The 833-nt window shown below is 49.3% G+C and carries 1 protein-coding gene; it reads left to right on the forward strand.

Annotation, left to right across the window (positions count from 1 at the left end; translation table 11 throughout):
- The coding region (locus RIF36_RS01650; RefSeq protein WP_350149300.1) for an AMP-binding protein at positions 1-833 on the forward strand (833 nt) is incomplete at both ends.

Here is an 833-nt window from a genome sequence, read left to right on the forward strand (position 1 = left end):
GGATCGTATCAGCTACATGGTTAATGACAGCGGGGTATCGTGTGTGGTTAGCAGTGTGGCATTGTCTGATCGCTTGGCGGGCTCTTGCCAGGTAATCGAGGTAGATGGATCGGACCGGGACTTAATAGATGCATGCAGCACTGAAGCGGTTTCAAGTGGGGTTTCCAGCTCGAATCTGGCCTATGTGATTTACACTTCCGGCTCCACCGGGCGACCCAAGGGGGTGATGGTGGAGCATGGGAATCTTGTGAGTTATCTGGACAATGATAAGACCTCTTATATAGAAAATGGGCAAGAAAATGCTTCTGGTAGCTATTTTCATTTGTCTTATACCTTTGATGCCTCTTTGACGAGCCTTTTTGGCTGTTTGATCCATGGCAAATGCCTGGTGATAGCGCCGTCGGGCTCACAGGATGTTTTTTCAGAGCCAGACTTCTTATCGAATGCGCCTTATGAGTTTTTAAAGGTCACGCCTGCACACCTTCATTTAATGGAAGGAGTATTCAGCACAGGAACACAGGTGTGTTGCCGCATCGTAGTAGGTGGAGAAGCTTTGCATAGCAGCCAGGTCCGCTTTTTAGAGACGAGCAATGTAGAGATTATCAATGAATATGGTCCTACCGAAGCCACAGTGGGCAGCAGTGTATATCGTTTTCATGCAGGTAGTGGGAGTGGGACAACGGGCAATATTTCGATTGGCCTTCCGATTGGTAACACACGGATTTACATATTAGATAGCAGCGGGGGTTTGTGTCCGGTGGGTGTGGCTGGTGAGCTTTACATCGGTGGCAGTGGTGTGGCCCGGGGTTATCTGCACCGAGCTGATCTGACTC

The sequence above is a fragment of the Imperialibacter sp. genome (assembly GCF_040222815.1).
In the GTDB taxonomy this organism is placed as follows: domain Bacteria; phylum Bacteroidota; class Bacteroidia; order Cytophagales; family Cyclobacteriaceae; genus Imperialibacter.